This window comes from Nostoc sp., from assembly GCF_036918245.1.
Classification (GTDB): Bacteria; Cyanobacteriota; Cyanobacteriia; order Cyanobacteriales; family Nostocaceae; genus Nostoc.
Window position 1 is genome coordinate 13,912 of record NZ_JBALEF010000062.1, and the last position, 25,819, is coordinate 39,730.

Sequence of the window (25,819 nt, forward strand, 5' to 3'; positions counted from 1 at the left end):
GCATCATTTAAGGATAAAAATGATGAATAAGCATAGTTAATTCTGGGGTATAAAAACTTAAAAATTTCTGGAAAGCCTGATTGCTAAACTGTCAACAACACAATTATTCCAGCGAAGTATACATGAACCAATCTGCGAAAAGTTACTCACCGCTCCAAGTAGCCTTGATTGGTGGAGCGATCGCCACAACTGCTACCATGTCCGTGTTCGGCCCCGCTTGGACTCGTGGTGTCCGTGCTGCTCTAGCCCTGCAAGACAGCCCAAAAGTGATAGTTGACCAAGTTTGGCAACTGGTAAATCATGAATATGTTGATGGTAAATTTAATCAACAAGATTGGCAAGCAACCAGGCAAAGCCTGTTGAGCAAAGACTACTCTTCTCGCGAAGAAGCATACACTGCCATCCGCGAAGCTTTACAAAAGTTGGGAGATCCTTACACTCGGTTCATGGACCCCCAACAATTTGAAGCTCTGACTAGCCAAACATCTGGGGAAGTCTCTGGTATTGGCGTTCGGATGGAAGTGAACGAAAAAACTCAGCGGCTCACCGTTGTCGAAGCTATAGAAAATTCTCCGGCGCTGAAAGCTGGGATCAAAGCAGGCGATGAAATTTTGGCAATTGACGGCAAATCCACTCTCAAAATGAAAGTGGATGATGCTTCTAAGCTAATACGTGGCAAAGCGGGTACTCCCATCAAGATACGAGTGGGACGCGCAGGCCAAAATGCCTTTGATTTGAAGCTGACAAGGGCAAGTATTGAAGTCCCAACAGTACGCTATACCCTCAGACAAGAAGGGAACCGCCGCGTTGGCTATATCCGTTTACGAGAATTTAGCGCCCACGCCGCAGACCAAATGCAACGAGCCATCCGCGATTTGAACACTAAGAAAGTTGATTCTTATGTCTTAGATTTGCGGGGAAATCCTGGCGGTTTGTTGCAGGCGAGTATTGAAATTGCTCGGATGTGGTATGACAACGGCGGAATTGTCAAGACAATAGACCGTGTGGGCAGCAGTGAGGAAACTAAAGCCAATCGTACTGCTTTAACAAATCGTCCTTTGGCAGTCTTAGTGGATGGTAATTCAGCTAGTGCTAGTGAAATCCTTACAGGGGCGCTCAAGGATAACAAGCGGGCGGTAGTCGTGGGTGGTCAAACCTTTGGCAAAGCCTTAGTCCAGTCAGTTCATGAACTCGCAGATGGTTCCGGCTTGGCTGTCACCATTGCCCATTACTATACCCCGGCGGGAACGGATATTAACCACAAAGGAATTACACCAGATATCAAGCTAGACTTGACAGAGGCACAAGAGCGTCAATTGGCTTCTAATCCAGATTTAATCGGAACTAAGAGCGATCCCCAATATGCTCGAGCGATCGCAATTCTATCAAATAACAACTTTGCCCAGCCGCCAGCAAATCAACCGACTCGACCGATGAGCCGCGCCGATAACCTGAAATTTTAGATTGACGCGAATGATTTGTTACCAGGTGTTTATATAGTAGTATTCCCAAATCCAGATTTTTGGAGTTATGAAAACTGCTTGATATGCCGTTCCAGGATTTTGGTTTGGGAATACTAGCTACTAATCCCATCTCCAAAATCTTAGATTTATGAATCATCAGCCAGTTGATGCAACCACCACCACCAGCTTTTTACCAATGGTGTCGGTGGTTGTTCCTATTTATAACGGTGAGGCGGATTTACCAAAGTTAATCAATTGTCTGTTGTCTCAAACTTACCCAAAAGACCGGGTAGAATACTTGTTGGTGGACAATAACAGTAGCGATCGCACTCTCACCATCCTCAAAACATCTGCCGAAAATTGCCCAATTACAATTCGCCCCTTGAGCGAAACCCAAATTCAAAGCTCTTACGCTGCTCGTAATACTGGGATTCGCGCCGCTACGAGTGAAATTATCGTTTTTACCGATGCAGATTGTCGCCCACAACCGCAATGGTTAAATGCATTAATACAGCATTTTGTCAACAAAGAAGTGGTAATTGTTGCTGGTGAAATTTTGGCACTGCCAGGCACAACTCTGCTAGAACAACACGCAGACCGTCAAGAAACTTTATCGCAAAAGCATACTCTTAACCATTCCTTTCGTCCCTATGGTCAAACGGCTAATCTGGCGATTCGACGCATTGCCTTAGAAAAAGTGGGTTTATTTCGTCCCTATCTGACTACTGGTGGCGATGCCGATATTTGTTGGCGAATTTTGGGGGAAAACATCGGGCGTTTGGAATTTGCCCCAAATGCGATCGTTCAGCACCGCCACCGCGCTACACTTCAAGAACTACAAAGTCAATGGCGGCGTTATGGACGTTCAAATCGCTATCTGCACGAACTGCACGGTGTAGATTTAATGCGAGAGATGACACCCAAAGAATATGGCTATCGTTTGGCACGTTGGTTCTTGAAGGAAATACCAAGAGATATTAAAAAGGCGTTGGCGCAGCCCGCCGCAGGCATCGCTTGTCAAGCCACCCTTGTAGATTTATTAAATACTCCCATTGGTTTGTTCACAGCTAGGGCGCGTACTGCTGGACAAAGAGACGCCAAGCTACCAGAGAATGCCAAGATAATTGCTCGACTGTAACGAAGAAAAAGGGCGTTGCTGATTAGATGTATTTAGTGTTAATCTCTCCGTCAAGCAATTTTCTCAGCTGGATTTGATAGAGCAGATTGGGCAAATTTTGCACTCAACTGGCCTTGATGCTGGCACTCTAATCCTAGAGATTACTGAAAACGCAATTGTGGAAAATGGCGATAAGGTAACTGCCGCAATATTACAACTTCGAGAGATGGGCATTGAGTTATCAATTGATGACTTTGGTACAGGCTACTCCTCATTAGGTGGTCTTTATAACTTTCCGATTAGTGTGTTGAAAATTGACCGTTCTTTTATCAGCCTGATGGGCACTAATAGTAAGAATTTAGAAATTATTGAGAAGAATTGTCAGCTTGTCCCACAAGCTAGGTGTGGATGTGCTTGCCGAAGGGGTAGAGACAAAAGAGCAACTATTACTTCTAAGAAAGTTAAAGTGTCAATATGGCCAGGGACATTTTTTCTCAGTTCCGTTAAATAGCTCGGCAACAGAGGCATTAATTATGGAAAATCCTCAATGGTAAGAGTGATTTAAAATCCGAGCATAGTTTTGTCTAGCCTACGCGCCATCAGAATTTGGCATATAGCTACTGGAGACTGCCTTACTATATGGTCGCTCAGTCTGAGCCACGACGAGCAAACTCTCCTCAGCGGTAGCCAAGATAAAGACTATCAACTGTTGGGATCTTGCTACAGGGGAATGTTAAACAACTTTGCGGCCAGCCCATCCCTATAAAGGCATGATCGTTAATGCAGCGACAGGGTTTACGGAGTCACAGATATGAACTTTAAAAGCTTTAGAGGCGGTAGAGGTGAATTCAAATTGCTCAATGCCTACCAACTTTCGCTAAATTGGAAAAAGGAAAACTCAAGGAAATTTTAAATGTCAGCACAATTGTTACTGGTGGATGATGAACCAGGGATACGGGAAGCCGTGAAAGACTATTTGCAAGAGAGCGGTTTCAGCGTTCAAGTCGCCAGTAACGCCCTTGAAGGTTGGGAATGGATGCAGATGAATACACCTGACTTAGTGATTTCCGATGTGATGATGCCTCAAGTGGATGGCTATCAGTTCCTGAAGCAACTACGAGAAGACCCCCGCTTCCAAGCACTACCGGTAGTATTTTTAACTGCTAAAGGTATGACAGGCGATCGCATTCAAGGCTATCACGCTGGTGTTGATGCCTATCTACCCAAACCCTTTGATCCAGACGAGTTAGTGGCTATAGTCGAAAATTTGCTAGCCCGTCGCGCCGCTAAGGCTGCGAGTACGGGAGATGACGCTGAAACCCCCGATCTTGCTGAACTAGCCAATCAGATTGCCCAAATTAAAGCATTGTTAACTCAAAGAAATGCTATTTCCCAATCGCCAGCCCCTTTTAAAATTGATTTGACTCCCAGAGAACAAAGTGTTTTAAATTTGGTCGCGGAAGGGTTGATGAACAAAGAAATCGCCCGTCGCTTAGAAACCAGCGTCCGCAATGTAGAAAAATACGTCAGCCGTTTATTTAGTAAAACCGGCACCAATAGCCGTACAGAGTTAGTTCGTTTTGCTCTGGAACATGGTCTTGCTAAATAGGCATTATTGGGCATTGGGCATTGGGCATTGATTTCCCCTGCTCCCCTGCTCCTCTGCTCTCTTATCTCCTAGTCCTGGGTAATCGGTAATAGGTAACTGGCTGCTAAACCACGACCTATTACCAGTAATAGATAAAACATAAGTATTTCAGCAAATCAGGCACTTAGTTTAAGCAAAAAGCTAAAAGAAAGGTTATTTATTTTTACTTTGATCTTTTAGGTTTTCATTTGATTTGCGCCTGTTGTCCAATTCCCCATCTGTAAAGACACAGGGTTTTATTATTCTGCAATGTTTTGATAAAAACTCGGTAAAATGCACCCGGCTGAATTTGCTTTTAGATTCTACCAGTACCCTTTGCTACAAAGTTTTTAATAGCGGAAACTATTCCTGGGACTTTGTGCTGCTAAATAAGACTTTCACAAAGTAGAAATCAAAATATTTTATGAAATCTACTGACTGCTTAGTTTTTATGGCAACGGGGGTATGGGATCAACATTTGATTTGATGCCCAATTCACGTTTTTCACTAATCAAATTACACCTTTAGGTTGGAGAGTTTTCCGCGACATTACGCAAGCGCATTAGCTGACGCCGCATTTGAGGTGAGGCTTTAAACTCAGACACTTCCTGGGCTTTAACAGACGCTTGTAGCGTTTCTAGAAAGTCATCGGAACCTTCGGTTAAAGCATCAAGTAGCACTTGTAAGAGTTGCTCGCGATCGCTTAATAGACTCTTTTCCTCAATCAACCGGAATTTGAGATGTATTTCACACTCATAAACACCTACTTCGAGATTATTTATCTGGCGTGGTAATGCTTTGGAGTTCATAGCTATTGAGATTCCTTTACTTGGTTGTCATGAGGGCAAGGAGGTAGATGTCCAGCAAAAATTCTTTATATCTCTTTTGAATCCAAAATGCTTGAATTAAGAATTTTTCTTCATCAATTACCTTTGTATTCCATTCCACTCTCCTGTGGTGTATTTTCAAGCTAGATTTTCAGTGTCTAGATTTTGACGTTTCTGTGCCAGATGTAGCTTATGGTAAGCCATAACTATTATTCAGTTTTTAAGATTCTACACAATAAAGTTTCTGTAAGAAGTTGTTCAACCTTTTTAAAGGTTTTTACATCAACTTTATGTGAACGTCAATAACAGTTTTACTTGTTACTCTAATTTTGGTGTTTATACGTAAGTAAAACCGCTGAATTTTTTTGAGTTTATTAAAGCCAGCGGTCGATGTAGCGCTATTCAGTGAAATTACTTGATGTACGTTTTTTGCAATAGAAAATTCAGGATAAATTGATCGGCATAATTATTAATGTCAAAACTTTTGTTCTCCATAAAAAAAAGTACACAGATAAAATTATTCCTGCTGAGTGCCTAGCCCTACTGTCTTTTAGGCTTGATTGAGTCCAAAAATCTTAGCAGTAAGTCAGATTTGTAGACAAAATGAAAATACTCTACAAATTAATTTTTACAGAAAAATAATTCGACTACTGTCAGTACTAGCAGTTAAATATATCTTCAACTCATAACAGAAGTAGCAAACTCATCAGTAAAGGTGATATTTTTACTTATGCCCATTCAATATACTCTCTTAAAACAGCATTCAAAGCTTTTAAATTGAGAGCATTCAAGCTCGGATATAACGTCTACAATAATTTCAGTGTAATCAACGCAAATCTTACACCTTTTTATGGATAACCCGATGCTGCTCAAGTCCACAACCCGGCATATCCGCATTTTTGCAGGTGAAATTGACCGGGATGGCGATCTAGTTCCTAGTCAACAAGTCTTAACCTTAGATGTTGACCCAGATAACGAATTTAATTGGAATGAAGATGCACTGCAAAAAATTTATCGAAAATTTGATGAACTAGTAGAAGCATCTAGTGGCGCAGACCTCACAGACTATAACTTGCGCCGTGTGGGATCAGACTTAGAGCATTATCTGCGATCGCTTCTGCAACTCGGCGAAGTCAGCTACAATCTTTCTGCCCGTGTTACTAACTACAGCATGGGAGTCCCTCAAGTTGCCATTGACGACAAACAATAAGCCAATGAGTTGGTAGCGGGCTACCTGAACCCTTCTGTACAAAGAGTGCTGAGTTAAAAGTGTCTCGGCTGAGAGTGGAAAAATTCATCTAACGTATTTTAGGTAAATGAAGTACACGGGTAGGGGCACAACACGTTGTGCCCCTACGATTATCTGTACCTCACCAAGCTGTAAGTTTACTTCTTAACTCAGCACTGGCTAACCCCCTGCCAATAACAGCAGTCCGAAAGAGATTTTTAGAGTCACTGCATTTATCAGGTACTTTTGCCAAAATTAATATTTGCTATTCTTAATTCTTAATTAAAGTTAATTCTTGCTATCCTACTTATAAACTAAATAAATACCAACATTATCTGCCTGTTGATGATAGGGTAATTTACCAAAAGCAAATCGCGCAGTTATGCTTGGGTTATGCTGTGGTGACAGGGTTGGAGTTAGTTGCTTTGGCGATGAAGAGTCACAGGGCAATAGAAGCTATGATTAGGCTGTAGGGTTGACTTAGGAGCGTATTTTTTGGATAAGTTTTGTATTAGCACCTGCTGATATCCGCCAGCTAAAATCATCATCTAAAGTCTGGGTATGTCAAGTTTAAGAAAGATGAGCGGTCTAGATTGTCCCTACTAATGCTATTAAAGAAATTGCCAATCGCTGATCGGTGCGAAAACTATGGAAAATGACGCGGCAACGCTCTACTGTCCAAACGAAAATTGTCAGGCTGCCAACCCCCTGACTCACAAGTTTTGCCAGCGATGTTCCACGCCCCTACCCAAAAATTATCTCTGGGCTGTGGTAGATAGCCCAAGTGTGGGTAGCCCTGGAGAAATATTAGCCGATCGCTATTTAATCCTTGATAAATTTGTTCTTTTAGATACGAAGCCTGGTTTATTAGCGCTAACGCCTGAGTTAGATAATTTGCAGCCTCTAAAAGCCTACCTCAGACTCATTCCCTACCGTTTACACGTACCGCAGGTATATGGAGTGCTTTTTGTTGCTGACGGGTCTTCCCACCGAGAAATATTACTCTTAGAAAAACCGCCACTATTAGTAGATGACACTATCCAACAAGTACATCTAGGCAGCGAGTTAACCACCGCTTGGCGTGATGCAACATCAATGCGCCAACTAAATTGGTTATGGCAAATAGCTCATCTGTGGCAACCTCTTGTGAGTGAAGGTGTCGCCTCTAGCTTACTTGACTCTTATGTATTACGGGTAGAAGGATCGTTAGTCCGGTTGTTGGAATTGCGTTTTGACAGCACCACATCACCAGAATTGCCCCAATTAGGTGAATTTTGGCAGCAGTTGGTCAGCACTACCAAACCAGCGATCACAGAATTTGTTGATCGCGTTAGCCTTGCTTTAATTCAGGGAGAGATTAACTCAACCGATCAATTAGTCGAAGTTTTAGATCGGGGACTGGCTGGGTTAGGGCGATCGCAAACACCCACGATCCAAATTATCACCAAAACCGACACCGGGCCAAGTCGTCAACGTAACGAAGATGCCTGTAGCCCTCCCAGTGGAACTCTGGTGAGCAAACCACCCCAGCCAACAGCCTTAGCAATTGTCTGCGATGGCATCGGTGGACACGAGGGCGGCAATGTGGCCTCAAATTTAGCCATTGAAACGATCCAGCAGCAGGTACAGCAACTAACAAAGGTTCCTTACGACCACATAGACCCTGCAATGCTGCTGAATGACCTAGATAAGGCAGTGGCAATGGCCAATGACAAAATCAGTCAGCGCAATGACAGTGAAAATCGCCAAGGGCGTCAACGCATGGGCACGACCTTAGTCATGGCATTGCCTGTTGCTCATGAAATGTACATCACCCACGTCGGTGATAGTCGTGCCTACTGGATTACACGCCACGGCTGTTATCAAGTTACCCTTGATGATGATGTCGCCTCCCGCGAAGTGCGACTAGGTTATGCCATTTACCGCGAGGCAGTACAACAGAGTGCCGCTGGCTCTCTCGTCCAAGCTTTGGGGATGGGGTCTAGCACTTCATTGCATCCCACATCGGGACGGTTTATGCTCGATGAAGATGCTGTTTTTCTGCTCACATCCGATGGTTTGAGTGACTTCGATCGGGTGGAGGAGTACTGGGAAACAGAAATCTTGCCGATTTTAGTTGGGGAAGCAAATATAGCAACTGTTGCCGATAGATTAGTCGAAATTGCTAATACTAAAAATGGACACGATAATGTCACCGTCGCTTTAGTTTACTATCAAGTCCAATATTGGGAACCAGAAATCACCATCCAAGCAGTGATTCCCCAGAGTTATTCTGCCAAAACTGTTGATTTAGCATCCAGGGCGACAGATGCGACACTTTTAGGCAGCCCAAACCACAAGACTCAGGTGATTCCAGACACTGAGCCGGCTATTACTCGTCAATTCCCCCTACAGTGGATAGTTCCATTATTATTTGTAGTAGCAGCAGGTTTTTTAGGATTGTTCGTTAAGCAACTGCGATCGCCATCAGGGGCCTCTCCAATTTTTTCCAATCCATTACAAACTCAAAACCCTGCCATCGAAGCGACACCCGCACTGCGATCGCTAGCTAATCTTTCTTCTGGTTGGGTAATTAAAACCAATAATGACATCTCCTTGGGAAACAACCAATCACTCCCCCGTGGGACTTTTTTAGAAGTTATTGAGAAAAAATCAAATCCAAATCCTCCTTCTGGGAGTTTTTTGGTATCTATGCGAGTCTGTGCTAATAAAAGTACACAAACTCCAGCTAATACTAATAACCCAACTGTAACTACCTCAGTTCCACCAAATTCAAAACCTTTGCCAGCAACAGTATTGCTAAACTCCTCCCAAGTCAACCGTTTTGGCGTTGTTTTACAATCAGACGCACCAAATCCATGTAGAACTGTCACGCAACCGCCAGTTACCGAACCATCTGACACCAGTCCAACTTAATAAAATACTCGATAAACTGGTAAAAACCTGGAATAATAACAGGTAACAATCAAAGTAAAAAACTTACAAGGTAAAAAAGTAGAAAATTTTCACCTTGGAGAATTGTTATCAAAACAAAATTCAGCTGAATTCTTCTTCTCTTGAAATTATTTGTTTTTAGCTTTTAGTTTAATGAATCCATGCCATCCCTGAATTTGGCGATCGCCCGTCTCATAAATACTGGCACTGACAATTTCGCCATTTGGGTGGTCAAGGCTCCGTATCCCAGTGGCTACGTTTTACGTGACTGTGTATGGCCTGTTGAACTGACCCAAGTCTGGCAAGAATGGCAGCAGATGTTTGCTGGTCATGGTCGCCTAGATATTTCCCCAAACTCAACATCTCAAAAGGCCAACCCATTGCCTATAGATTGGATTTCATCCCCTTCAGGTCAAACTACTGGCCCCTACAGCAGTCGTCTGATGCAATATTTGGGAATGAATTTATGGCACTGGGTATTCGACGGGCAAATTCTTGGTAGTCTAGAACGCAGTCACGGTATGGCTATGGGTGAGCATACACGTTTGCGCTTTCAACTAGAAATTCGCGACCCGGATCTGATCGCTTTCCCTTGGGAAATTATGCAGCGCAAGCCTGGTCAATCGGCGATGTCTCTCTCGCAAGATTTGCTATTTAGTCGCACCACCACTGAAGTTGACGCGTTACCGTATTTGCGAACTGACCAAGCTTTAAGTATCCTGCTGGTTGTAGGTCATGATGACAAGCTGCAACTAGAACAAGAAGCCGCTATGTTACAGGAAGCTCTTGCAGATACGCCTGGTAATGCCCAAAGATATGCACCTTGTATAGTGAATCAACTCATTCAACCAACTCCACAACAGTTGATTGATGAATTAGAAACTAAAGAATACAATGTTTTCTTTTACGCTGGACATGGTTTGCCAGACCCAGATGGAGGGTTACTGTTTTTGCGACCAGATATGCCCCTTAATGGCATAGAATTGGCGCAAGTATTGACCCGTACGGGTGTGAAACTAGCGGTTTTCAACGCTTGTTGGGGGGCACAACCAGCCGCGATCAATCATCAAGCTATCCCTGCCAGCAGTTTAGCAGAAGTACTGATTCGTCATGGTGTGCCTGCGGTTTTGGGGATGCGCGATGAAATCGCTGACCACGAAAGCCATAGTTTTATTCAAGCCTTTACCGAAGCTTTGCGATCGCACAAGCCAATTGATGAAGCCGTAGCACAGGCTAGGCAAGAGTTGTTAACACTGTATAAATTTAATCAACCTGCTTGGACTTTGCCTGTTCTCTACCTGCATCCAGATTTTAATGGGGAACTAATTAAAAATCTGGATGAAGGTATTACGGAACTACCAGATACAGCCATTCCTGATGCAGGTTCCTCGCTTCCAACTGCAAGTTTACGATCACTCACTCCCAAAGGTAAAACCTGGTTACTGCGTTATGGAGTTACCCGCATCGGCCGCACGACGAGAGACAATGATATCGTCATCCCCGAACCATCTGTATCCAAACGCCATGCCGAAATCTTCTGCCGTAATACTCTTACTGATGCTACATTGATGCGAACTTATTACTTGCAAGATTTTTCTACTTACGGAACAACCTGGTTTTTAGGCCCTAATGGCTGGCAACAAATCCTCCGAGAGGAAGTCCCTTTAAAATCGGGAATGCAGTTAAAGTTTGGAAGTGCTAGAGGTGAAACCTGGGAGTTTGTGATTGAAGACTCATAGCAGAGCTATTGCGTAAATGAATTTGAGTCTTTAGCATCAGCTTTTAAAATCTGTTTTTTTTGGAGAAAAAATCAACTTTTTTTGCGGAAATCTCCTCTTAGAACTTGTAGCTGTCAATACCACCAAATAATCATCAGGTAAGAAAATATGCCTCACAAAATTAACGGCTCAGATACTTTCTCTTCTTTGCCATCTCAAGTAGATTTAGAGTTATTAGAAGCGTTACTAGAACCAGAGGATGCTAACTATCCCTGGAATCCAGGTGATGAGGAATCAGAAGCTTATTTTCAGGAACTAGAACAACAGTTCGGAATAGAAGATTTACAGGGCGTTGAACTAATGAGGCGATCGCAAGATTTTTACGGACATTTAGATACACTTTGGTCTAGTATTACTCCTACACCTGACCACAATGATAACCGACAACAGGCAGTAGTATTTAACCTTCAAGAAACATTACGTACGAATTTTTCTGCCTGTGTCCCCCAAATATTGCTCAACACCATCGCCACCAAAGCTGCTGAGATATTTGCGGCTCGCCAATTAATCAGCGAGCAACTGGTTGAGTGCGTTCAGACAGTACTACCAACCTGGGGAACAGAGGATCTTATCGTTTTGGCTCGTCCTTTTGCTTACGCTATGCGAAGTAGCGAATCGCAAAACGCGGTATCTGCACTCAGTAATCTTCAAAATAGCGAGTGGACAGCTTTATCAGAAGTAGAGAAAGCAAAGGTTAGTTTAGCGATCGCTTCTTATGCTTTTACTGAACTTAACAAGTCTCAACCTGAACTATGAATGGTGAGTAGGGAGTAGAAAAAGTTTTCATTATACGTTGTGTTCGTGTAACCCACGCTTTGCGTTCACTTTATTCAGAGGTGTTTTTTGCAAAGATATTGGTTTTCCTTACGCAAAGATATAGAGTCGAAAATCAAAACTTTTGCAAGAAGAAGTTTAATGATTTTTATTTTTGTAAGTATCTTTACCCCATAATAACTTAACAATACGCTGATTTTCAAATTAGGCCATCTATCCCAAGAGGTAAATACTCAAGCATTGCTTGTTCTCCCCCCTACTCCCCTGCTCCCCTGGTTACTGAGCGTAGTCGTTGGCGCAGCCTCTCCAAGAGTTGTATACTCCTCTATTTTGGCCCAAGAAATCGGGTAGCAAAATTTTGCGATCGCGTCGGTGATAGCGCCCGTGCCTTGAGAATTGCCGCCATCAAAAAGGCGTAAGATAACACTCCAACAACTACCAAAAGCAAGGCATTGATTGACCCTGTAGCATTCCAGAGAGCGTGGAGCGCAGAGGCACTCAGATAACCAATAGACAGAATTTGCCAACTTCTACTGGGTTTAAGAACAGCCAACCCGATAAAATAACCCAGGTAGCCACTATAAGCCATGTGTCCGGCTACAGAGCCTAAAATTCGCGGAATTAACAGTTGTAAACCTGCCAGTTGACCAGCAGCCCCTATACCCACCTGTTGCGTGACATTTTGAGTGATATCAGGCACATACTGACCGAGGGTTTCCAAGAGAGTGAAGCCTACAGCAGAAGCCGTTCCCAGGAGAATACCATCTAGAGGTTCCCAGATGCCGATGCGTTCTCGCCAAGGTGAAGACAACATTCTACCGATGGCAAAAGCCCCTAGTACAGGTAATGCCTTGAGTAATTCCTCCATCAACCCAGCGCCAAAAAACATCCGCACCAGTAACTCTGTGAAGGTGATAGATTCTTGGGGTGTGGGCAAGCTTCCAGGCAGGATGCCGCGAAATACAAAAATAAATAGATCCAACAGCGGACTGAGCAAAATCAGGATTGTACCCAATGACGTAGCCATTAGCACCCACCAAGGCTTCTGTTTCCCGCAAAGTTGGTAAACAAAATAGTAGGCAGCGAAGGCGATGTAACTTGCTACGATCACTTGATTAGCTTGGGGGCGACCGACTGTAGCAAACATCAGCACCACAAAAATTACGGTCAGTATTCCCGGTACGAGGTAAGCTTTGCTAGTTAAATCTTTACCAGTGGAAATAATCGGAAAAAGCTGAGTGAAGCTAACAGAATCTGGCTGCTTTAATTGCGTGTGGTTGTGGTAGTTAGTCGCCGAAGGCAGTGGTGTAACTTGGTTCACTGTCGTCGCCGGAGTCAGTGAGGTATACTCGTATTCAAAAATGTATTGCGGCCCATCAGCACCTAGAGAAATGCGATCGCCTGCGTGCAATTCTTGACATTCATATAAGCGTTGTCCATTTAAATAAGTGCCATTAGCACTATTCAAGTCACAAAGCACCCAGCTAAATTTGCTATCTGGGGATAGAGAGAGGGGACGAACCACTGCATGACGACGAGATACCATTCGGTACATCATGGCATCCAAGACAACTTGGCAGCTGGGGTCGCGTCCAATTACCATCTCTTTACTGGGGGGCAGCGAGTAGCGAGATTCTGCTCCCAAAGCTGCCCCATTACCAGACACTAGCCGCAGAAATGCATTATGTCTTGCGTTTTTGCCTGTCATCGATAAGAAGTGCGTTTCTAAACTAATTCTTCACATAATTTGGCAGCAGGACTAACCTTAGCCACATTAACAGCAGCATTGCTAAATCCACTATAGCTTCACTTACTGCTAAGAAATTTAAAATTATTGATGCAAAATTTCAAATTGTTTCACCTCATGTAAATAAGTATTCCATCTACTGAGAGTTTGTCCTAAAACTGGCTTTTTAGGCGGATAAATCAGATTGTCTCGATGCTGTACTTTTGACATCGTAGCGGCAAATTAAATCCACCGCAATTTATTAAAAAATAGTATTTTTTATTGCATTTAGTTTCATTTCAAAAATATATAATTTTCAGTCGTCTGTTGTCAGTTGTTTTTGCCAAAGCTCTTTTGGAGTAGGGAGTAGGGAAAGAAACTGTTATGAAGATTGAACCAAAAAATTTCTGGTATCTTGTCTCAAACAACTGTAGTCAATTCTGGATGTTCAATCTTAGTTCCAAGTATTGTGAGGAATTCTGCTAGCCAATGTGGGTGAGCAGGCCAAGCTGGTGCTGTCACCAAGTTACCATCAACTATTGCCCGATCGACAGGGATATTAACATAGATCCCTCCAGCACTCTTGATATCTGGACTACAAGCAGGGTAGCCAGTACATCTCTTGCCTTGCAGTACATCAGCAGCCGCTAATAACTGCAAGCCGTGGCAGATGGCAGCAATCGGTTTATTTGCTTGGGCAAAGTGACGGGTGATTTCTAGTACCTGCTGATTGAGGCGGATATATTCTGGTGCTCGTCCTCCAGGAATGACTAAGGCATGGTAGTTTGTGGCTTCTACTTCTGCGAAGGTAGCATTTAAAGTAAAATCGTGTCCGGGTTTTTCGCTGTAAGTCTGGTCTCCTTCAAAGTCATGAACTGCTGTCCGCACCTTGTCGCCAGCTTTTTTGTCGGGGCAAACTGCGTGGACAGTGTGTCCTACCATTTGCAATGCCTGGAAAGGAACCATCACTTCATAGTCTTCTACATAGTCACCAACAAGCATCAAAAGTTTCTTTGCAGCCATATTTTTGTTACCCTCACCTTTTAGTCAATAGTTGTTTATAGCGGTTCTCAGGTGCATAAAGTACATATTAAAACCCTTCTGGGAACTCGCAAAGAGGAGAGATAAAGCACAGCTTTATCCGGGTGAGGTACAGCTTAACCCCACCTGTATTAGGAAACGCTATATAAAGTAAATATTAATTTAGAGTCAGCTATTTTATTCGTTAGTATCTACATAAATTTTTGATACATTACAACACTAGCTGTGTTGTAATGTATCATTTTAGGGCAGCAAGTTAACAAAGTGTAATGCACTCTACAGATTTTTTCTTTTAACGACTATTGTCTAATTAAAACAGATCAAATTCTGCGATCGCTCTGTTAAAGTTTTGGTTTTCATGTCCTGGGCGGCTGAGTTTAATCAAGGCAAAACGCTGTAACGGTGTTAAACCTGTCCAATCTTGCTGTGTCAGGGTTACACCTATTTCTTGAGCTTTTTCCTGGATACTGGCTGGTACAATGGCAGAGTCTAGCCATGCAGGATGAGGCTCAATAGGTAATTTTGTAGCTGGTATACCCGTGCGTTCTAAAATTAATTGCTGGATATGTTCGCGGTAAGACTGAATTTCTATTTCTGTAGTGCAAGGTAATTCGACTAAAGCTTGACGCTCATCTGTCGTCATTTTATTCCAATCAGGCAATTTTAGCTTGATGCCACAGGTATCTAATTTGCAACGCACCTGCATGGGGATACAGCGCAGGGAATCAACAAAGTCTGCTTCAAATTCAAAGAAATCTGCCATAAGTAAGTATTCAAAATTCGAGCATTCAAAATTAAGGGTTTTTAATCATCGATAATTTTTATATCTAAGTTACATAAATTATGAATTAAAAATAAGACTTATCTAGCGATCGCACATTAATCATTTGTCCAAAATACTGTTTAGGCTATTCTTAAGTATCAAGTATAACATCTGCTTGACGAAGAAATTATCTTAATCTATATTTAACTAAATTTATGCCCGAATACAGCATATTACGTCTTTCTTTTTAACTTCAATTTTTTAAATTACTTAGACGAATTATGAGATAACTAATTGAGAGGGCGAGAATAGCAATTCCTAAACCAATTATATCAATACCTGGGACTTTTTCTAAGTCAAGAATAATAATTTTTCTGGCAACAGCAATTAAAGATGTGACAATAACTAATTCAACTTGAAAAACGTGTTTTCGTAAATATGCTGTGATATTTTCTAAAATTTCTAAAGCAATTAAAATATTCAAAAATAGCCCAAAAATTTTATACAATGTTGTGTTAAACTTTGCATAAGGCGCTGTAAATAACTCTTTAAAAATAAATATTCCTAAATCCCCGATCGCTACCAAAATCACTATTACCATAAAAATAGATAGAGCTTTAGAAACTAGCACTTCTATGTTTTCGATAATGTGCATGAAGTTCTCATCTTTGGTAGTTACTAAAATTTGCCTTAGTAGCTTTCTCATAATGCTGCACCCGATTTTCAAATAAAATAAAATCCTATAGATAAATCTAGAGGATTAAAAAAAGAGGACTTGCCAAAGCTTTGTAAGTTTTTTATTCTTTATCCATAGCTAAAATCGACGCTAGTAAAACCTCTTCTTCCGAGAGATTTAACCTCTTTAGATATAGTAATTGGTAACAGTCAAAATTAGAGAGTCATAAAAAATGATAATAACTATTGACTATTGATTATTGACGAAATTACCTATTGCTGGTTATGAATTACCACCTTCGAGCTATACTTTGCAGCTTACCATTGTGAGGACTGGAGTTGATAATCTTTGATGGGAACTTCTACAGAAATTGGTATCAACTGCACAGCACAGGCTTTTAATTCTGGTTGGAGCGAATCGGGGCAAGATTCTGGATGGGTGAGGGCGTTGGCTTCGGCATTATCTGCCCACAGTGAACCCCAGTGCATGGGGACAAAAACTGTACCAGGCGCGATCGCCTTTGTTACCTTCGCTGGAAACTTAGCCTTACCCCGACGCGATCGCACTTCCACATCCATGCTATCGACAATACCTAACCGAGCAGCATCACGGGGATGAATTTCGATAAACGGTTCGGGATGCATTTTACAAATTTTTTCAATTCGACCGGTGCGTGTCTGCGTATGCCAGTGTCCGTAAAGTCGTCCATTAGTTAGCACAAACGGATAATCTGGGTCTGGTGGTTCTGCCAATCCCTTGGAGTAATATGCCCCAAATCGAGCGCGTCCGTCAGGGGTGTGGAAGCGCAAATCAGTATATAATCGCTTTCCAAAGGTTTCTCTCCCTGCTCCTCTGCTCTCTTGGGGGTGAGGCCATTGAGTTGGGCCTTGTGTCTGTAATTGCGCGTGATTGATACCCGTCATATCGCAGGGGCGATCGCGTGTCAGTTTGACAAACTCAGCATAAACTTCAGCAGAGTTAGCAAAGGCAAATTCTCTCTCAAAACCTAATCTACGTCCAACTTCGGCAAAAATTTCCCAATCTGCTTTAGCTTCTCTTGGCGGTTGGCGAAATGCTTGACACAGAGTTACCACCCGTTCGGAGTTTGTCATCACACCAGTTTTTTCACCCCACTGGGCTGCTGGTAGCAAAACATGAGCGTAAGCAGAGGTTTCTGTAGGATAATAAGCGTCTTGGTAAATAGTAAAAGGCGATCGCAACAATGCCTTCTTAGTTCGCTCCAAATCTGGCATACTCACAGCTGGGTTGGTAGCTGCAATCCACAGTAACTCTACAGCATCATTTTCCAACCCAGTAATCATATCCCAAGCAGTCAAACCGGGATTTGGCGAAATTTGTCCTGGCTGAAGTCCCCAAAACTCCTCAACTTCTGCGCGGTGCTGAGGATTTTTCACCGTCCGATAACCCGGTAATAAATGCGCCAAACCTCCGGCTTCCCGCCCTCCCATTGCGTTTGGCTGACCAGTGAGGGAAAAAGGGCCAGCCCCAGGTTTGCCAATCTGTCCAGTCATCAGGTGCAGGTTAATGATAGTTCTTACCTTAGCCGTCCCTTCTGAGGATTGATTGACACCCATTGACCACAAAGATAGTACCCGCTCTGATTCACCCCAATAACGAGCTGCTGTTTCTAAATCTTCAATGCTGATTCCACATTGACGAGCTACTATTTCTGGCGGATAGTGGCGAATCACTTCAGCATAAGCGGGAAAGTTGCTAGTGCAGTCGTCCATGAACATCGTATCAATGTAGTTCCAACGCATTAATAAATGTGCGATGCCATTTAACAAGTCGATATCTGTACCAGGACGAATGGCTAAATGTAAATCAGCGGCTTCTGCGGTTGGTGTGCGACGGGGATCAACCACAATCATTTTGACTTTGCGGTTCTTTTTGTGATACTTTTCCAGTCGGTTGAAAACGATGGGGTGACATTCGGCTGTATTAGTACCAATTAAAAATGCACAATCAGTTAACTCCAAGTCTTCGTAACAGCATGGAGGCCCATCTGAGCCAAAGCTTTGAATATATCCAGCCACAGCACTAGACATACATAAGCGAGAGTTGGCATCAAAATTATTACTACCCAGACAGCCTTTCATCAGTTTCTGGGCTATGTAATAATCCTCAGTTTGAAACTGGCCAGAACCATACATACATAAGGCTTCTGGCCCTTGGGTAAAGCGTACTGTTTGAATGCGCTGCGTGATGATATTAAAAGCTTCATCCCAACTAACGCGCCGAAACTCTTGATCTAAGGAGTCTCGCACCATTGGGTAATGTAATCTATTTTTATCTAAAGATTCTGCGATCGTTGCGCCTTTAACGCAAACCATTCCTTGACTAGATGGATGGGCTTTATCACCGCGCACCCGCCAAGTTGGATTTCCTTGGCTATCTCGATTAGTTGCTTTGCCAAGTTGGGCTGGAGGTGAAACTTCTAAACCGCAGCCAACACCACAGTAAGGACAGAGAGTTTTGGTAAATTCACTCATGGCGGTTGTACCATTTTGTTATTTTGATTGTGCAACCTCAGATGTAGCGACAGTTTGGGAAATTTATATGTTGCACGCTAATCCTGGATCAAAGATATCCATACGGTTCACTTACAGCAGAATTCAAGTATTTGAACCACATCTGTTATAGGGGCGCAAGGCCTTGCGCCCCTACCGCATGGTCTATTTACCTGAAAATAGCTGTAAAGATATGTAAGTTGGGTTTAGCTCCTCTCATCCCAAAATTAAAGGCTAATTGTTGAGTTTCTTCCTCAACCCAACTTACTACTGCGTAAAGTGGATTAATTTTTGCAGGTTGATGCATTGGCATTGCAGGTTGATGCATTGGCATTGTAGGTTGATGCATTGGCATTGCAGGTTGATGCATTGGCATTGCAGGTTGATGCATTGGCATTGTAGGTTGATGCATTGGCATTGTAGGTTAATGCATTGGCATTGCAGGTTGATGCATTGGCATTGCAGGTCGATGCATTGGCATTGTATTGTAGGTGAAAAGATACTGTAGGCAAGCGGGGAGAGGAGACTTTGATGTAAGTCAAAAACGGGGGTGGGATTCTTATTTTTGATTTATGCAAGAAGTTTATTCTTCCGCTAAAAAGGTAGAGTTTTTAGTTGCGGTTTCTGGTAATTCACCTTCATAAGCAGCAGCAAAGGAACCTTTTGGTTCTTTGAGGAAGAAGGCGCACATGAAAGCGCAGACTAAAGCAGCTATACCCATTGTGCTAAATAGTGTTGGAGCGTCGGTTAAGCTAAAAATTGTCAGGTAAACTACGCCGCCAAAATTACCGTAAGCTCCCACATTACCGGCAATTTGTCCAGTGGCTTCTTTCTTAATTAGGGGTACGATGCTGTAAGTTGCACCGCAGCCAGCTTGGGCAAAGTAGGCAGCAAACATTGTAACTGCGATCGCTAGCGGAATCGGCCAGTTACTACTAATAAAATGTGCAATCAAATAGGCAACACCAATACCTGCACTGATAATTGTCATTGTCCATTTACGGGAGCTAAATTTATCAGAAATTAAGCCACCACTGGGACGAGAAATCAAATTTAAAAACGGATAGGTAGCGGCAATCATCCCAGCTATAACATGCTCTAAAGCAAAAGTTTTTTCAAAGAATGCTGGCAGCATAGAAACAACTGCCAATTCACTGCCAAAACTAGTTATATAAGTGAATTCCAGTAAAGCTACTTGACCAAATTGAAAGCGTTCAGATGGAGCGTAGGTTTTTTTACCAATTAGAAGTTCTCGATTTACCTGCCAAGCTTTGTAACTTTGGTAAGCAAACAATCCTGCTAATAGCAACCAAGCCAGATACATTTGGCTCAAAGTTAGGAAGTGAATGTTCTTTTGTTCTAAACGCCAAGCTAATAAACCTAGAGCGAAAATCAAACCAAAATTTGAGACAATCATCGCCCAGAAGCTTTTAATACTGGTCACTTCTAGAGAACCATTTTTCTGAGGTTTCTTGTAGACTTTACCTGTGGGCGTATCTTGGACGCTGTTGTAATAAATTACGCCGTAGATAGCTGCGATAATCCCTGTAAGTGCGATCGCAAACCGCCAGTTAGAAGCACCACCAGCGAAAAAGCTAGTAGAAACTGCAAGTATCGGCAAGGCAAACTCTGCGCCAAAAGCCCCAAAGTTACCCCAACCGCCATAAATGCCTTGGGCAATTCCCATCTCCTTGGGCTGGAACCATTCCGCCACCATGCGGATACCGACAACAAACCCAGATCCGACAATTCCCATCAGCAAACGACTGATGACTAGTTGATTAAAATCTTGCGCTAGCGCCGTCGCCAAACAGGGAATAACCGCAAACATCAGCAAGATTGAGTAGGTAATTCTGGGGCCAAAACGATCCAGAAGCATCCCAATAATTAGTCGTGCGGGAATTGTGAGGGCGAGGTTACAGATGCCTAAAGTTTTGATTTGCTCTGGTGCTAGATGTAGTTCTCTGCCAATGGTTGTAGCGAAGGGGGCAAAGTTAAACCAACAGACAAAGGTGAGAAAAAAAGCAAACCAAGTCTGATGTAAGATGCGGTAGCGATCGCTGAATGAAAATAAGTTTTTAAGCATTCCAGTCTTTCTAATTGAATAAAATACGGAGAAGAGGTAGAGGAAGATGCAATACGGTTCGGTTAACGTGTTTATTCGTCGGAGATCCCCCCAACCCCCCTTAAAAAGGGGGGCTTTTTTTTCTAATTACCCCCTTTTTAAGGGGGTCGCCACAGGCGGGGGGATCTTATCCGAACCATATTGAGGGGAAGTTGAGCCTTTGAACTCGGAAGTTGAGCCTTTGAACTCGGAAGTTGAGCCTTTTATCTCGGAAGTTGAGCCTTTGAACTCGGAAGTTGAGCCTTTTATCTCGGAAGTTGAGCCTTTTATCTCGGAAGTTGAGCCTTTTATCTCGGAAGTTGAGCCTTTTATCTCGAAGGTTGAGCCTTTGAACTCGGAAGTTGAGCCTTTTATCTCGAAGGTTGAGCCTTTTATCTCGAAGGTTGAGCCTTTGAACTCGGAAGTTGAGCCTTTTATCTCAGAAGTTGAGCCTTTTATCTCGGAAATTGCACCTTTAAGCTTGAAGTATGAGTTTTGCTCAATGGCGAATACCTCCGATAAGTACTAACAGTTACTAACTACTAAGGCTTCTTGTTTGGGTTTTGCCCCAAAGTTTTTGATTAATAAATCTTGCAATACTGGCTGCAAGTCTTCGCATGGTATGCCTTTCATAACACAAGTTCCCAAATGGGCATCTTTGCCAACTTTGCCACCCATATATATGTCAACGCCTTCCAAGGTTTTGCCATTTTTGCGAGTTTTAGTTCCCATCAAGCCGATGTCTGCAACTTGGGGCTGTCCGCAAGAGTTGGGGCAACCTGTCCAGTGAATTCGCACTGGATTGGTGAAGGTTAAATCTTCTTCTAAGGCTTTTATCATTGCCAGGGCGCGATTTTTGGTTTCGATCAGGGCAAAGTTGCAAAATTGTGCGCCTGTGCAAGATACTAGCGATCGCGTCAGCAAACCTGGCTCAATAGAAAACCTTTCCAGCAAAGACTCTGTTAAAAATGTTGCTAAACGTGAGTCAGCAATATTGGGTATAACAATGTTTTGCTCAACCGTAAAGCGGATTTCGCCACTGCCGTAAACTTCTCCTAGACGAGCGATTTCAAACATATCTTCGGCATACAACCGACCGACAGGAATGTTTAAACCTGCGTAATTTAATCCTGCTTGTTTTTGTTTATATACCCCAATGTGGTCGCGTTTTTCCCAGTCGATTTCGTCTTTTGTTGCTGCGGGTAATAATGATTTACCCAAACGGTTTTCTACTTCTGCTCGAAACTTATCTAAACCCCATTCATCAATTAGCCACATCAAGCGCGATTTTTGCCGATTAGCGCGCGGCCCATGATCACGAAAGACTTCCAAAACCGCTCTACATACAGCTACCACATCTTCTGGAGCCACCCAAGCATTCAGAGGAATCGCCGCGTCACAACGTTTAGCTGAGAAAAAGCCACCCACAAGGACGTTGAAGCCAAATATTGGTGATTGGGAAAATTCTTGCCCTGTCCCCTCCTGAAATGCGGGAACAAAAGCCAAATCATTAATTTCGGCGTGAACTGAATTGTCTCTTCCACCTGCGATCGCAATATTAAACTTCCGTGGTAAGTTGCTAAATTCTGGGTTTCCTTCCCCTTTATTGGTGAGCATATCTTGAATTTGCTGTACCAACTCTCGCGTGTCGTACAACTCATCTGCATCTAACCCCGCCACAGGATCGCCTGTAATATTGCGGACGTTATCCATCCCTGACTGCACAGTGGTTAAACCAACTGCGTGAAATCTATTAAAGATATCTGGTAAATCTTCAATCCTAATCCCCCGTAATTGAATATTCTGTCTGGTAGTAATATCAGCGCAACCATCATCACCGTAACGCTGCACTACTTGGGCCAAAACACGCATTTGGCTGCTGGTAAGAATACCGTTAGGCATCCGCAACCGCATCATAAACTTGCCTGGGGTAACTGGGCGAAAAAACACGCCTACCCATTTGAGTCGATGATCGCGATCTGTTTCGTTCATCGCCTCCCAACCCAGTGCGGCAAATTTCTCTATCTCACTCTTGATGGCGAGTCCATCTTTTTCTGCTTTTAATTTCTCGAACTTATTAAGGCTAGTGGTATTTGCTGTGTCTGTCATGAGGCTGAATCTCGTTGCAAATTACTGATATAATCGGGAACTGCGGTGGTAATTGACCAATACCAATCAATCCGTAGTTACATCAGGTGCTGTATCTACGAGGGTTAGGGAATAAAAACTTAATATTTAACTACGGCTGATTATTTTTACTCAAGAACATTCCAACGCGAAACTTCAAATCCGTGGTTATTTAAAGAAAATTTGTGGCCATTTACATCTTGGGAATTTGTCAAGCAGGTTTAGATAATGTTCATGTAACAATTTCGATACTCATAACTTAAGGCGAGATTTTTGTTAAAATCGTATAAATTGTTACGTTTTTTGGTAAAATCTGCAAAAAATACATGAATACTATGCATTTTTTACATTAAAGTCACCAATGAACGATGTAAAACCCTCAATCAACGGTATTTGAGATGACTGAAGCAATTTTGGATTGCCATAAATTAATCTAAAATCCAAAATTGAGTAGTAAATGTTAGTTAAAACTTAGATATTATTTCAGCAGTTATGAAACGTCGTGATTTTATTAATTGGGTAGGTTTGGGTTGGATTGCGAGTTCTCTACCTGTAGCGATCGCAGCTTGTTCTTCTCAAACAACTCCAGCATCTAAAGATTGGCAAACAGTAGGTACATCAGCAGAATTGGATAAAACAGGTCAATTGCTGGCAAAAAACTCACCTGCTGGGCCTGTGCTGGTAGTCGGCACATCTAAAGCCGGAAATCTAACTGCTGTTGACCCTACTTGTACTCATGCAGGTTGCCCTGTAGCATGGAAAGCTGATGCAAAAAAATTCGCTTGTCCCTGTCATGGTTCGGAATATGGAGCCGATGGTAAAGTGCAAAAAGGCCCAGCGACAAACCCCCTGAAAACTTACGCCGCCAAGATTGAGGGTAATTCGATTGTAGTCAAGCCAAGCTAGTGGAGGCAGGAGGCAGGGAGTAGAAGATGATAATTAAAGCAAGATATTGTGAGTAACATCAAACAGCTTTTGGTGCAAGCCGAGGCAGCATATTATGCGGCTGATTGGTCATCACTAATTCAATATTTGCAACAGTTAATTTTAGGGACAGACTCGGAAGATCCAGAGATAGTTAAAAATCGAGAATATATCCTGAAATTAACGCTTTCAATGTTAGAGATGGGGGATTTTCAGGAACGATGGGAAATTACCAAAGTATTGATTCACTTTGGTAAGATTGCCATCCCACCTCTAATTGAAATATTAGAAGATGAAGATGCAGAAGAAGAATTGCGCTGGTATGCAGCAAGGACTTTGGGCGAATTTCAACACCCAGAAGCGATCGCGTCAATAGTTGAATTATTGAAAAACGATCAGGATGAAGAACTCAAAGCGATCGCCGCGACAGCACTGGGACAAATGGGTACTGTTGCTATTGCTTCACTAACTGAACTTCTATTAGATGAAAATACACGATTGTTAGCAGTGCGATCGCTTTGTTGTATTCGGCAACCAGAAACCATCACGCCACTGTTAAGTGTAGTGCAAGATCCACAAGCAGCAATCCGCGCCGCCGCAATTGAAGCTCTCAGCAGTTTTCATGATGAACGTGTACTGCCAGTATTGTTAAAAGCTTTGGATGATACAGCCGCCACAGTGAGGCGTGCAGCAGTGCTTGGTTTAGGTTTTCGCCCCGACTTACACCAAGCATTAGATTTAATAACGAGACTGCAACCCAAACTTTACGACTTTAACCTTGATGTTTGTTGTGCAGCCGCAGTTACCCTTTCTCGGATTGGTAGTGATGACGCCGCCAAATACTTATTTGATTTGCTGATTTCACCCCAGACACCGACAACACTGCAATTAGAAACCATCCGTGCTTTAAGTTGGGTAGGGACGTTATCGAGTTTGGAATATTTGCAAACAGCACTGAATCAAAGTACATCAGAAACAGTGTGGCAAGAAATTATCACAGTTTTGGGAAGAGTGCAAAAACCCCAGTTAACTACACCAGCCGCAGAAATATTACTGCAAATACTGCGATGCCTTTCCTGCGGAACGCTACGCGAACGGCGAGCTTCGCTAACGCAGCATCCAGCCACAGAGGTTGCTAGCATCAAAAGTGCGATCGCCTTATCTTTAGGACAGTTAGGCGAAATGCAGGCAATTGAACCATTGATTTCGCTGTTAGGCGATTCTAATACATCGGTGAGACTACATGCGATCGCAGCACTGAAAAATCTGAATGAGGAAGCCACACATCAACAATTGCAGCAGTTAGCAAATAATGATGCAATCACACCAGATTTAAAACAAGGAATAGCGATCGCTTTAGCCGAATGGTAAATTTTAGTCTTAACTTTTAATTGCGTAGCATCTCGTTGGCGCAGCCTCTCGTACAGAAGAGAGGACTAAAGTCCTTATTAATTACAAACCTCTAATTATTTACGCCATCCTACTTAACTGACAATAAAAGTATTCCTTAAGTCTAAAGTAAGACACTCCTAGAGTATGAAGTTATAAGTTCTGAAATGAAATAGTATTGTGAAGTATTGTTTATAAGTTTCAACCGCTAGCAGCATCTGGCTGTTTAAAGTTTTTAGTTTATTTATATCCAAATAACTAAAAACTCATGTCAATAAAGTAATTATATTTACCGAAATGAAAATCCTGCTTAAATGAGCGATCGCTTGTACCTCTTAGGTAAGTCGATTTATCTAATTACTAGACTCTAAAATGTTTTACGGTTATAAACTAACTTAACTTCAATGCCAAATTATTTCCTGCGATATAAATAGTTTTACTCTTATGGTAGAAGTCCGCCGCAAAAATAACACTTACGCTAGATAATAACAACAACAAAATAAGTCATAATAATCAAGTAAAAATGGGATAGGTAAAAGTAAATTTAATATTTAATTTCTATTTTGAACAAGCGACTTTGCTCGTGGGTTCTTAATCCTGAATTAATTACTGTTTATGAGTTATTTTGTTGAATGGGGCGAATAGTAAGTTGTTGTGGTATTTTCAAATCCTTTCAACGTTTCCAGAAGAAGCCAAGTAAAACACTCCTCAATCTTTAACTATGCCAGAATTTACCTAATTTAGCAGTGGATTAAAGAGACAATATCGCTTTTGAAAATCAATCAACCAC

General features: G+C 42.5%; 20 protein-coding genes and 1 pseudogene. 12 read left to right on the forward strand and 9 right to left on the reverse strand.

Annotation, left to right across the window (positions count from 1 at the left end; all coding sequences use genetic code 11):
* The first annotated feature begins 122 nt into the window (after positions 1–122).
* From ctpB to V7L12_RS17670, 5 genes and pseudogenes are all read left to right on the forward strand, one after another.
* The gene (gene ctpB, locus V7L12_RS17655) at positions 123–1,463 is read left to right on the forward strand and encodes a carboxyl-terminal processing protease CtpB (protein WP_335086100.1); all 1,341 of its coding nucleotides are present in this window, start codon (positions 123–125) and stop codon (positions 1,461–1,463) included.
* Between the two features lie 148 nt (positions 1,464–1,611).
* On the forward strand, positions 1,612–2,601 hold the full coding sequence (locus V7L12_RS17660; RefSeq protein WP_335086102.1) for a glycosyltransferase: 990 nt from the start codon (positions 1,612–1,614) through the stop codon (positions 2,599–2,601).
* 73 nt (positions 2,602–2,674) lie between these two features.
* Positions 2,675–2,884: pseudogene (locus tag V7L12_RS33235) on the forward strand (EAL domain-containing protein); the annotation flags it as partial.
* 106 nt (positions 2,885–2,990) lie between these two features.
* A complete protein-coding gene (locus V7L12_RS33240; protein WP_442947896.1) occupies positions 2,991–3,134 on the forward strand; it encodes a hypothetical protein in 144 nt (47 codons plus the stop codon).
* Between the two features lie 359 nt (positions 3,135–3,493).
* Positions 3,494–4,189, forward strand: coding sequence for a response regulator transcription factor (locus V7L12_RS17670; RefSeq protein WP_094328649.1), 696 nt, complete (start codon positions 3,494–3,496; stop codon positions 4,187–4,189).
* A gap of 542 nt (positions 4,190–4,731) precedes the next feature.
* Here V7L12_RS17670 and V7L12_RS17675 read toward each other — a convergent pair.
* Positions 4,732–5,016, reverse strand: coding sequence for an Npun_R1517 family heterocyst differentiation transcriptional regulator (locus V7L12_RS17675; protein WP_094350942.1), 285 nt, complete (start codon positions 5,014–5,016; stop codon positions 4,732–4,734).
* An 868-nt stretch (positions 5,017–5,884) separates the two neighbouring features.
* Here V7L12_RS17675 and V7L12_RS17680 point away from each other — a divergent pair.
* The 4 genes from V7L12_RS17680 to V7L12_RS17695 all read left to right on the forward strand — a co-directional run bounded on the left by V7L12_RS17680 (position 5,885) and on the right by V7L12_RS17695 (position 11,730).
* Positions 5,885–6,244 (forward strand): NAD(P)H-quinone oxidoreductase subunit M, encoded by a 360-nt coding sequence (locus V7L12_RS17680; protein WP_094350943.1) that lies wholly within the window; start codon positions 5,885–5,887, stop codon positions 6,242–6,244.
* 666 nt (positions 6,245–6,910) lie between these two features.
* A complete protein-coding gene (locus V7L12_RS17685) occupies positions 6,911–9,178 on the forward strand; it encodes a protein phosphatase 2C domain-containing protein (protein WP_335086104.1) in 2,268 nt (755 codons plus the stop codon).
* A 179-nt stretch (positions 9,179–9,357) separates the two neighbouring features.
* A complete protein-coding gene (locus V7L12_RS17690; RefSeq protein WP_335086106.1) occupies positions 9,358–10,935 on the forward strand; it encodes a CHAT domain-containing protein in 1,578 nt (525 codons plus the stop codon).
* A gap of 147 nt (positions 10,936–11,082) precedes the next feature.
* On the forward strand, positions 11,083–11,730 hold the full coding sequence (locus V7L12_RS17695) for a hypothetical protein (RefSeq protein ID WP_335086108.1): 648 nt from the start codon (positions 11,083–11,085) through the stop codon (positions 11,728–11,730).
* 343 nt (positions 11,731–12,073) lie between these two features.
* On the opposite strand, the gene V7L12_RS17700 is transcribed toward V7L12_RS17695, so the two are convergent.
* The 7 genes from V7L12_RS17700 to V7L12_RS17730 form a co-directional block, all read right to left on the reverse strand.
* Positions 12,074–13,456, reverse strand: coding sequence for a PrsW family glutamic-type intramembrane protease (locus V7L12_RS17700; protein ID WP_334824885.1), 1,383 nt, complete (start codon positions 13,454–13,456; stop codon positions 12,074–12,076).
* A gap of 438 nt (positions 13,457–13,894) precedes the next feature.
* Positions 13,895–14,497, reverse strand: coding sequence for a DJ-1/PfpI family protein (locus V7L12_RS17705; protein WP_335086110.1), 603 nt, complete (start codon positions 14,495–14,497; stop codon positions 13,895–13,897).
* A 328-nt stretch (positions 14,498–14,825) separates the two neighbouring features.
* Positions 14,826–15,278 (reverse strand): nitrate reductase associated protein, encoded by a 453-nt coding sequence (locus V7L12_RS17710; protein WP_335086112.1) that lies wholly within the window; start codon positions 15,276–15,278, stop codon positions 14,826–14,828.
* Positions 15,279–15,531: 253 nt separating this feature from the next.
* Positions 15,532–15,984: a phosphate-starvation-inducible PsiE family protein gene (locus V7L12_RS17715; protein WP_335086114.1), complete on the reverse strand. Its 453-nt coding sequence runs from the start codon at positions 15,982–15,984 to the stop codon at positions 15,532–15,534.
* Between the two features lie 287 nt (positions 15,985–16,271).
* On the reverse strand, positions 16,272–18,467 hold the full coding sequence (locus V7L12_RS17720; RefSeq protein ID WP_335086115.1) for a molybdopterin oxidoreductase family protein: 2,196 nt from the start codon (positions 18,465–18,467) through the stop codon (positions 16,272–16,274).
* Between the two features lie 187 nt (positions 18,468–18,654).
* Entirely contained in the window at positions 18,655–18,897 is a 243-nt protein-coding gene (locus V7L12_RS17725) for a hypothetical protein (protein ID WP_335086117.1), read from the reverse strand.
* Between the two features lie 171 nt (positions 18,898–19,068).
* Positions 19,069–20,571: a NarK family nitrate/nitrite MFS transporter gene (locus V7L12_RS17730; RefSeq protein ID WP_335086119.1), complete on the reverse strand. Its 1,503-nt coding sequence runs from the start codon at positions 20,569–20,571 to the stop codon at positions 19,069–19,071.
* 199 nt (positions 20,572–20,770) lie between these two features.
* On the opposite strand from V7L12_RS17730, the gene V7L12_RS17735 reads away from it, so the two are divergent.
* The gene (locus V7L12_RS17735; protein WP_335086121.1) at positions 20,771–21,118 is read left to right on the forward strand and encodes a hypothetical protein; all 348 of its coding nucleotides are present in this window, start codon (positions 20,771–20,773) and stop codon (positions 21,116–21,118) included.
* On the opposite strand, the gene V7L12_RS17740 is transcribed toward V7L12_RS17735, so the two are convergent.
* Entirely contained in the window at positions 21,115–22,698 is a 1,584-nt protein-coding gene (locus V7L12_RS17740) for a ferredoxin--nitrite reductase (protein ID WP_335086124.1), read from the reverse strand. The two genes, V7L12_RS17735 and V7L12_RS17740, sit on opposite strands and share 4 nt — an antisense overlap.
* 510 nt (positions 22,699–23,208) lie before the next feature.
* Here V7L12_RS17740 and V7L12_RS17745 point away from each other — a divergent pair.
* Both V7L12_RS17745 and V7L12_RS17750 read left to right on the forward strand, forming a co-directional pair.
* A complete protein-coding gene (locus tag V7L12_RS17745; protein ID WP_335086126.1) occupies positions 23,209–23,622 on the forward strand; it encodes a QcrA and Rieske domain-containing protein in 414 nt (137 codons plus the stop codon).
* Between the two features lie 45 nt (positions 23,623–23,667).
* A complete protein-coding gene (locus tag V7L12_RS17750) occupies positions 23,668–25,011 on the forward strand; it encodes a HEAT repeat domain-containing protein (RefSeq protein WP_335086151.1) in 1,344 nt (447 codons plus the stop codon).
* The last annotated feature ends 808 nt before the right edge of the window (positions 25,012–25,819 follow it).

Excerpts from the sequence above, each read along its gene's own strand:
- ctpB (WP_335086100.1), top strand. The coding sequence starts at position 123 with ATGAACCAATCTGCGAAAAGTTACTCACCGCTCCAAGTAGCCTTGATT.
- V7L12_RS17660 (WP_335086102.1), top strand. The coding sequence starts at position 1,612 with ATGAATCATCAGCCAGTTGATGCAACCACCACCACCAGCTTTTTACCA.
- V7L12_RS17670 (WP_094328649.1), top strand. The coding sequence starts at position 3,494 with ATGTCAGCACAATTGTTACTGGTGGATGATGAACCAGGGATACGGGAA.
- V7L12_RS17675 (WP_094350942.1), bottom strand. The coding sequence starts at position 5,016 with ATGAACTCCAAAGCATTACCACGCCAGATAAATAATCTCGAAGTAGGT.
- V7L12_RS17680 (WP_094350943.1), top strand. The coding sequence starts at position 5,885 with ATGGATAACCCGATGCTGCTCAAGTCCACAACCCGGCATATCCGCATT.
- V7L12_RS17685 (WP_335086104.1), top strand. The coding sequence starts at position 6,911 with ATGGAAAATGACGCGGCAACGCTCTACTGTCCAAACGAAAATTGTCAG.
- V7L12_RS17690 (WP_335086106.1), top strand. The coding sequence starts at position 9,358 with ATGCCATCCCTGAATTTGGCGATCGCCCGTCTCATAAATACTGGCACT.
- V7L12_RS17695 (WP_335086108.1), top strand. The coding sequence starts at position 11,083 with ATGCCTCACAAAATTAACGGCTCAGATACTTTCTCTTCTTTGCCATCT.
- V7L12_RS17700 (WP_334824885.1), bottom strand. The coding sequence starts at position 13,456 with ATGACAGGCAAAAACGCAAGACATAATGCATTTCTGCGGCTAGTGTCT.
- V7L12_RS17705 (WP_335086110.1), bottom strand. The coding sequence starts at position 14,497 with ATGGCTGCAAAGAAACTTTTGATGCTTGTTGGTGACTATGTAGAAGAC.
- V7L12_RS17710 (WP_335086112.1), bottom strand. The coding sequence starts at position 15,278 with ATGGCAGATTTCTTTGAATTTGAAGCAGACTTTGTTGATTCCCTGCGC.
- V7L12_RS17715 (WP_335086114.1), bottom strand. The coding sequence starts at position 15,984 with ATGAGAAAGCTACTAAGGCAAATTTTAGTAACTACCAAAGATGAGAAC.
- V7L12_RS17720 (WP_335086115.1), bottom strand. The coding sequence starts at position 18,467 with ATGAGTGAATTTACCAAAACTCTCTGTCCTTACTGTGGTGTTGGCTGC.
- V7L12_RS17725 (WP_335086117.1), bottom strand. The coding sequence starts at position 18,897 with ATGCATCAACCTACAATGCCAATGCATCAACCTGCAATGCCAATGCAT.
- V7L12_RS17730 (WP_335086119.1), bottom strand. The coding sequence starts at position 20,571 with ATGCTTAAAAACTTATTTTCATTCAGCGATCGCTACCGCATCTTACAT.
- V7L12_RS17740 (WP_335086124.1), bottom strand. The coding sequence starts at position 22,698 with ATGACAGACACAGCAAATACCACTAGCCTTAATAAGTTCGAGAAATTA.
- V7L12_RS17745 (WP_335086126.1), top strand. The coding sequence starts at position 23,209 with ATGAAACGTCGTGATTTTATTAATTGGGTAGGTTTGGGTTGGATTGCG.